Origin of the sequence: Aestuariivirga sp., from assembly GCF_046294715.1 — a bacterium.
GTDB lineage: Bacteria > Pseudomonadota > Alphaproteobacteria > Rhizobiales > Aestuariivirgaceae > Aestuariivirga.
On the sequence record NZ_JBKBKI010000009.1, the window covers coordinates 139,607 to 147,983 of the forward strand.

General features: G+C 67.2%; 5 protein-coding genes. 4 read left to right on the plus strand and 1 reads right to left on the minus strand.

The window, feature by feature from the left end; genetic code table 11:
- Positions 1-123: 123 nt before the first annotated feature.
- A complete protein-coding gene (locus ACK4HL_RS08945; RefSeq protein WP_409758867.1) occupies positions 124-2,664 on the plus strand; it encodes a PAS domain-containing protein in 2,541 nt (846 codons plus the stop codon).
- Positions 2,665-2,671: 7 nt separating this feature from the next.
- Positions 2,672-4,351 (plus strand): ABC transporter permease, encoded by a 1,680-nt coding sequence (locus ACK4HL_RS08950; protein ID WP_409758870.1) that lies wholly within the window; start codon positions 2,672-2,674, stop codon positions 4,349-4,351.
- Here ACK4HL_RS08950 and ACK4HL_RS08955 read toward each other — a convergent pair.
- A complete protein-coding gene (locus ACK4HL_RS08955; RefSeq protein WP_409758873.1) occupies positions 4,341-6,281 on the minus strand; it encodes an acetoacetate--CoA ligase in 1,941 nt (646 codons plus the stop codon). The two genes, ACK4HL_RS08950 and ACK4HL_RS08955, sit on opposite strands and share 11 nt — an antisense overlap.
- 98 nt (positions 6,282-6,379) lie before the next feature.
- Between ACK4HL_RS08955 and ACK4HL_RS08960 the strand changes: the two genes are divergently transcribed.
- Together ACK4HL_RS08960 and ACK4HL_RS08965 are read left to right on the plus strand one after the other, a co-directional pair.
- Positions 6,380-8,140, plus strand: a complete 1,761-nt coding sequence (locus ACK4HL_RS08960; protein WP_409758876.1) for an AsmA family protein — start codon at positions 6,380-6,382, stop codon at positions 8,138-8,140.
- A gap of 31 nt (positions 8,141-8,171) precedes the next feature.
- A partial coding sequence (locus ACK4HL_RS08965; RefSeq protein ID WP_409758878.1) for a molybdenum cofactor biosynthesis protein MoaE occupies positions 8,172-8,377 on the plus strand: 206 nt, incomplete at its 3' end.

Here is an 8,377-nt window from a genome sequence, read left to right on the forward strand (position 1 = left end):
ATGTTGCAGCGCGTCAACCGGGTTGAGCGGCTCACGGAAAGATGGACGGGCGGTGGCGAATTCGTTTAGGTTAAGCGCGGGTTAAGATTGGGCGCATGGCGAAGCGCCCGCGAGGGTGCTGGGTTGTCCGACGCTACGACACCGACGCTGGAAGATTTGCGGGACATTCCTGAAGCGGCATGGCTCTGGGACGGGGCCCGCGCAAGGATTGTCTGGGCGAACCGCGCCGGCATCGCCTACTTCGGCGGGGCCTCCCTCTTCGACCTCGTTGACCGGCCCTTCGACCTCATGGAGCCCGGTGTCGAACAGATCGTCACATTCGCCCGCCGGTTGCGCCGCGGCCAGGTTGAGACGGCGCTGCTGCATTTCCCTTCCGCTGGAGCCACCGCGCCGCTCGAATGCCGCTGCATGGTGCATGCCCTCGCCGATGGCCGGCCGGGGCTCCTCGTTGTGGCGCGCCACTCGCCGGTCCAGCAAGCCGCGAGAGCGGCGGAGGACATTCTCGCCGCCTTCGACCTCCTGCCTTCCGCAGCCCTGCTGATCGGGCGGGACGGCACAATTCGCCACCTCAATGCGGCCGCCCTCCTGCTGCTCGGCGCCGGGCAGCGCGCGAGCCTTGCAGGCCTGATGGGTGAGCCCTCCGCGGCAGACGAGCTCCTGGCTCGCATCGAGGCGGGCGGCACGGTGGCGATGACGCGCAGCCTCCCGGTGCGCCTCGGGGCCCGCGAGATCAGGATCACCGCCCGCCGGCTCGAGCGCGCTGGCGAAACCTCTGCCTTTGCCCTCCTCCTGCTCGACGATGTCACCGAACGCCGGGCGCTTGAACTCAGGCTCAGCGGCGAGGAGCCGGCAAGACCCGAAGGCAGGGCTGGAACCCGGAATTCCGGGTCGGCGACAGGCCTAACGGGGGCAGATGCCGCAGCCTTCGAGCAGCTGGGCCGGGCCCTGCAGGAAGGCCTGAAGCAATCCACGCCACGCCCCGTGGATCAGGTGGAAGCAGCATCCCCGTCGGCGGAGCCGCCGGCGCCGCCGCCAACACCGCGGCGCAAGCTCCAGCGCATACCCGACCAGGTGCGGCTGCCGCTCGAGAACCGCGCCGACGCCGTGCTCGTCGCCAAGGACGGGCAACTTCTTTTCGCCAACCCGGCGGCGGCCCGGCTCTTCGGTCATGAGACCGGTGAAGACGTGATCAACGATGCACGCCTGCAGGGCCGCTTCGGGCAGCTCGGCCAGTCGCTGCCACCCTCCGACATCGCAGCCGACGGCGGCCGCTCGGCCCATGCCAGCGTCCACATGACGGTCATTCCCTGGCTTGGGGGGCCTGCCCGCCAGTTCGTGCTGCGCAAGTCGGAGCCGCAGAAGGCCGAACGGGCAGAACTCCGCCTGGCGTCTTCGCCCCTGCTCGAGCCCGCGCCCGCAGAGGCGAATCCGCATGCCGCCCCCCTGCCCGTTCACGGGCAGGCGGCGGAGCCAGTGCCGGAACCCTCCGCCGCGGCGAAGCCCTCGGCCGAGGTCATCCCACTGCCGCTCCGGGCCAACCCCTCTGAGGCCGACCAGGAACTCAGGGCCATTCTCGACACGGCGGCGGACGGCATCATTACGCTCGATGCCGAGGCGCGCATCCACACCTTCAGCGCCGGGGCCGAGGCGATCTTCGGCTGGCGGATCGCGGACGTTGCCGGGAAGCCATTTCTCGATCTCCTCGCGCCCGAGAGCCGCAAGCTGGTGCGCGACTATCTGGCCGCGCTGCAGGGCCCGGGGCTTGCCAGCGTCTTCAACGACGGGCGCGAGGTGACGGCCACCGTCCGCCAGGGCGGAACGGTGCCTCTGTTCCTCACCATCGGCAGGCTGCAGGCGCCGCGTTCGCAGGCGGCCTTCTGCGCCGTGGTGCGCGACATAACCCAGTGGAAGAAGACCGAGGCGGAGCTGCGCGAGGCGAAGGAGCGCGCCGAAGCGACCAGCCGGCAGAAATCCGAGTTCCTCGCCAGCGTCAGCCATGAGCTCAGGACGCCGCTCAACGCCATCATGGGCTTCTCGGAGGTGATGCGGCTCGGCCGCTTCGGAGAAATCGACAACGAGAAATACCGCGGCTACGTGCAGGACATCCATGCCAGCGGAGCGCATCTCCTGTCGCTCATCAACGACCTCCTCGACCTCTCCAAGGTGGAGGCGGGCAAGCTCGAGCTGAACTTCACCGCCGTCAATCTCGGCGATGTCGCGGATCACGCGATGAAGATGCTGCAGGAACAGGCGACCGCGGCGCGAGTCGTGCTCAGGAAGTCCCTGCCGGCGGAGCTTCCCAACGTCGTGGCCGATCTCCGCTCGATGCGGCAGATCATGCTGAATCTCGTTTCCAACGCCATCAAGTTCACCGATGCCGGCGGACAGGTGGTGATCTCGGCCCTGCTCGCCCCCACCGGCGAACTGAAGCTCAGGGTGAAGGACACCGGCATCGGCATGACGGCGGAACAGCTCAGGGATGCGCTCGAGCCGTTCCGGCGAGTCGCCACCGAGGGCCGCGAGGTGCAGGGAACTGGGCTGGGCCTTCCCCTCACCAAGGCGCTGGTCGAGGCGAACCGCGCGAGCTTCGATCTCTCGAGCGAGCCGCGCCGCGGCACACTCGCCGAAATCACCTTCCCGACGACGCGCGTCCTGGCGGAATAGGCTCCCAATGGCCGTTGCCGAGGTCCGGCCCGCGCCGCAGAGACCACCGCGGCCCTGGAGCGAGAGGCTGCTCGGCGCAGCAGCACTGGTGACGGGCGTCGCCCTGGCACTCCCCGTCCTCACCATTCTCGTCCTCGCCTTCACGCCCACCGAAAACGTCTGGCCGCACCTGATCGCAACCGTGCTGCCGGGCTATGTGCTGCGCACCTTGGGACTGATGCTGGGAGTGGGAATCATCACCTTCGTGGTGGGCACCGCGGTGGCCTGGCTCGTCACCATGTGCCGCTTCCCGCTGCGCCCGCTCTTCGTGTGGGCCTCGCTCCTGCCGCTCGCCATGCCGGGCTACATCGTCGCCTATGCCTACGTCGATTTCCTGAGCTATGCGGGGCCGTTCCAGACGTGGCTCAGGGGCGTCTTCGGCTGGAAGAGCCCGGGGGATTACTGGTTCCCCGAGATCCGCTCGCTCGGCGGCGCCATCTTCGTGCTCTCGATGGTGCTTTATCCCTACGTGTTCCTCACCGCGCGAGCGAGCTTCATCCGCCAGCCGGCAACCCAGCTCGAGGTCGCCCGCGCTCTCGGCCGCACGCCGTGGGGAGCCTTCCGCAGTGTGGCGCTGCCGCTCGCGCGGCCCGGAATCGCCGTCGGCGTTTCGCTCGCGCTGATGGAGTGCTTGAACGACATCGGTGCCGCCGGCTTCTTCGGGGTGCGGACGCTGACGCTCGGCGTCTACACCACCTGGCTCTCGCAGGGTAACCTCGGAGGTGCCGCGCAGATCTCGGCGGTGATGCTGCTCTTCATCTTCGTGCTGGTGTGGTTCGAGCGCACGGCGCGGCGCAAGCAGTCCTTCGTTCTCCCCGCCCAGCGCCCCCGCCAGCCCGACCGCATCCGGCTCAATGGCTGGCAGCGCGTGCTGGCCGTCTTCGTCTGCGCCCTGCCGGTCCTGATCGGCTTCGTCGTCCCGGCGCTCATCCTGATGAACTTCGCCGCCTCGCGCCTCGAGGAGGCCTATTCCGTCACCTACCTCAAGGCTGTCTATCACTCGCTGCTGCTGGCGGGGCTCGCAGCAGGGTTCGCCGTGCTGCTCGGTCTCGTTCTCGGCTATGCCAACCGCGCCGTGCGCAAGGGCCTCACCAGCAAGATCATTCGGCTCGCCAGCATGGGCTATGCCATCCCGGGAACGGTGCTGGGCATCGGCGTGCTGATCCCGCTCGCCGGCTTCGACAATGCGCTCGACAGCTTCCTGCGCGACACCTTCGGCGTTTCGACCGGCCTCCTGCTCTCTGGCTCGATCGCCGCCATCATCTTCGCCTATGTCGTGCGCTTCCTCGCCGTGTCGTTCGGCGCCATCGAAACAGGCCTGCAGAAGGTGACGCCCAACGTCGCGGCCGCCGCGCGCACGTTGGGGCGCGGGCCGATCGCCGCATTCTCCGAGGTGCACCTGCCTCTGCTCAGGCCCGCACTCGTCTCGGCGGCTCTTCTCGTCTTCGTCGACTGCATGAAGGAACTGCCCGCCACACTCATCCTCCGTCCCTTCGATTTCGAGACGCTCGCGACGAGCGTTTTCATGCTTGCCTCGCTCGACCAACTGGAGGAGAGCGCTCTGCCCGCCCTCACCATCGTGGCGGCGGGGCTGCTGCCGGTGATCCTGCTCTCACGCACACTGCACGAGCCGCACATCACGTCCTGAGTTCGAGAAGGTCCTTGTAGAGGTCGAGTGCTTCCGGGTTGGCGAGCGCCTCCTTGTTCTTGACCGCGCGCCCATGCACCACGTCCCTCACAGCGAGCTCTGTGATCTTGCCGGACTTGGTGCGCGGAATGTCTGCCACGGCCACGATCTTCGCCGGTACGTGGCGGGGCGAGGCGCCTTCGCGGATCTGCTTCCTGATCCTTTGACCGAGGGCCTCGTCGAGCACAGCACCGGGCCTCAGCCGGACGAAGAGAACGACCCGCACGTCATTGTCCCAGTCCTGGCCGATCGCCAGCGCTTCGATCACCTCCGGCACCTGCTCGACCTGGGCATAGATCTCGGCCGTGCCGATCCGCACGCCGCCGGGGTTGAGCGTCGCGTCCGAGCGGCCGTGGATGATCATGCCGCCGTGGGGCGTGATCTCGGCGAAGTCGCCATGACACCAGATGTTGGGAAAACGCGCGAAATAGGCGTTGTGATACTTCGATCCGTCGGCATCGTTCCAGAACATCACGGGCATGGAGGGGAAGGGCTTCACGCAGACGAGTTCGCCCTTCTCGTTTCTCACCGGCTCTCCCGCCTCGTCATAGACGTCGACCGCCATGCCCAGCATCGGGCCCTGGATCTCGCCGCGCCACACGGGCGAAAGCGGGTTGCCGCCCACGAAACACCCGCAGATGTCTGTTCCTCCGGAGATCGAGGCGAGCTGCAGGTTCTGCTTGATGCCGGAATAAACGAAGTCGAAGCTCTCGGCGCTCAAGGGCGAGCCCGTCGACAGCATGGCGCGCAAGCTTCCGAGATGGTGGGTCTCCTTCGGGCGCAGGCCGCTCTTCTTCACCGCGTCGATGTACTTGGCCGAGGTTCCGAAGATCGTCATGCCCTCCTGGTCGGCGTAGTCGAAGAGCACGCGCTCGGAAGGATGGAAGGGCGAGCCGTCATAGAGCAGCAGCGTGGCACCGGCAGCGAGCCCCGAAACCAGCCAGTTCCACATCATCCAGCCGCAGGTGGAGAAATAGAAGAGACGGTCGGAAGGCTTCGTGTCGGTGTTCAGCACATGCTCCGAGAGATGCTTCAGGAGGATACCCCCCGCCGAATGAACGATGCATTTGGGAATGCCCGTCGTGCCGGAGGAATAGAGGATGTAGAGCGGGTGGTCGAAAGGCAGCTGCGCGAAGGAAATGGGAGAGATGCCGTGGCCCGCCACGAAGGAAGAGAGTGCCTCGCCCCTTGGCAGCGCGCGGGCCACCGCTTCTGCTTCACCGATGTAGTCGATGACGAGCGCGCGCTCGACGGAGGCGAGATCCTTCAGCACGTTTGCGACCTTGTCCGCCATCCTGATCGTCTTGCCGGCGTAACAATAGCCATCGCAGGTGACGAGGATCTTCGGAGCGATCTGGCCGAAGCGGTCGAGAATTCCACGCTCGCCGAAATCGGGCGAGCAGGAGGACCAGATTGCGCCGAGCGAGGCCGCGGCAAGGAAGCAGATGATGGCTTCGGGCATGTTCGGAACGATGGCGCAGACGCGGTCTCCAGGCTGAACGCCGGCCGCGAGCAAGGCGCGGTGCAGGCGCGCCACGGCGGCGCCGAGTTCGGCCCAGCTCATGCGGCGCATCACCTTGTCCTCGCCGCGGAACACCAGTGCGTCCGCTTCGTCCGACCTCCACAGCAGGTTCTCGGCATAGTTCAGGCGGGCATCGGGGAAGAATTTCGCACCCGGCATCCTGTCACCGTCCACCAGGACGCGTTCGCCGCGGGTTTGGGCGACAACGCCGCAGAATTCCCACACCGCGCGCCAGAAGGATTCCGGCTTCTCCACCGAATAGCGCAGCACTTCCTCGAAGCTCCGGAGTCCAAGCGGCTCCATGAAGCGCCAGAGATTGGAAGACGTGACGCGCTCGGCTTCGGGGGTCCACAAGGGGCTTTCGGTCATGTAAGGCTCACTTTTTGAACGGCGGCAGCAGGGGTCTAGTCATGTCACAGAAGGGCCGCAAGTCCCGCCGAAAAGCGGCGAGATTTCTGGAGTTTCCGATGCACAGACGATTTGTTGCAGGCGGCATCGCCGCGGCCCTTCTGATACTCGGCCTGGCGGCCTGGGCGGTGTTCTCGCCCGGCTATGCCATCAGCCGGCTGGATGAGAGCGCCGCGGAGGCGCTGGGCCGACGCTTTACGGCCGGGGGGGCAGAACTCGATTTCTTCCCTCTTGCCATTCGCATGGAGGAGGCAACGCTCTCTGGTCCCGCCGAGACCAGCGACAACCTTGTCACGGCAAGATCGCTGGTCGTCCCGTTGCAATTCGGACAGCTGCTGTCGCGCAACCCCGATTTCTCCTCCATGCGGCTCCGCGAAGCCGAGTTCGCCCTTCTGATCGACGAGCGCGGCGTCGCCAGCTGGGCCTTCCCGGAGGCGAGGGCCGACTCGCCCCTCAGGCTGATCCTGGAGCAGTCCACCTTCCGTTATTTCGATGCGCGAAACGGGCAGGGCATGGCTCTGCGCAACGTCGACGGCGTCCTCGACATCTCGGCCGACGGTGCCGTGGCCTTCAATGGCTCGGCGGTCGTCAACGCCCGCGTGGTGCGGATCGACCTCACGCTGAAATCGCTGGCGCGGGTGAACAAGGGCGGATCGCCGCTCGAACTTGCCGTTGTGGCGGAGGCAGGCTCCGCAAGCTTCAGCGGCCGGCTCGACACCAGCAAAGTCTTGAGCCTTGCCGGGCCGGTGAGCCTCACCAGTGCCGACCCGGCCGAGCTGCTGCGCTGGGCGGGCATACCGCTGGAAGAAGGAACGACGGTCCCGCGCCCACTCAATGCCGATGGTGCGCTCGACAGCATCGGGCGCGCGCATGCACTCCGCAACGCCGCGGTGACGCTGGGGGCGCTGCGGGCGGCGGGCGAGGCGGTCATCGATCTCCGGGGCGAGCGCCCGAAGCTGCAAGCCAACATGCAGGCAGACCGGGTGTGGCTCGATGCGATGGTGCCCGCTGCCGGCGCGGCCAACGGGGAGTGGGGGCGAAGACCGTTGCCCTTCGCGCTGCTCAGGTCCTTCGACGCTGAGGTGAGCCTCCTTGCCGCCGCGCTGCATTACGGCAACCTCTCGGCGGGTGCTTCCCGCATTGCCGCCACGCTGAGCGAGGGAAAGCTCGAGGCCTCGGGGGCCGCGCGTCTCGAAAATGGCGGAACGGTGAGTTTCATTGCCGGCGCCGATGCGGTCGTGCTGCCTCCCGTTGCCAGGCTTACGGTGAAGGCCGAAGGGGCCGACATGGCGGAACTTCTCCCGGCCCTGGGTGGCAAGGGCTTTCTCGCCGGCACCGGCACGCTTTCTGCCGAACTCAGCGCGCAAGGCCAGACGCAGGAGGAGCTTGTGGGAACGCTGAAGGGCACGGCGGGCCTTGCCGTGGCGGAGGGGCGGATCGCCGGAACCGACCTGCCGGGCCTTCTCGGCGCCATGCGCTCGCGCATTCTCGAGGGCTGGATGGCGGCGCCCGGAGGAACGCCCTTCACCTCGCTTTCGGCCGACGTGTCGCTCGCCGACGGCGTGGCGAGCATCCGACAGCTGCTCCTCCAGCTCTCGTCCGAGACGCTCAGCGTCAGCGGCAGTGCCGATCTCCTGCGCCGTGCGGTCGACCTCCGTGCCACGGTGGAACCGGCGACCGCCTCGCCCCTTCCGGTGCCGGCGGTGATCCGCGGGCCGTGGAACGAGCCCCGCCTCTATCCCGACGTGCCGGACATCCTGAACAATCCCGAGGGCGGATTCGCGCGCCTCAGGGACCTGAGCGCACCACCCGGCAATTGAAGAGCGGGCCGATGAGAGGCATGTTAGGGGCATGATCCGCGTTCAAGAGGACCCATTCGACGCTGGCGCCGAGCTCGCCGCGCTCAAGGCGGGGCGCGCCGACCTCGGCGGCACGGTGATGTTTCTAGGCACGGTCCGCGACATTTCGGGCAGCAGCGAGGTCCGCGCCATGACGCTCGAGCACTATCCGGGCATGACGGAAAAGACACTGGCCGAGATCGAAGCGGAGGCGCTGCG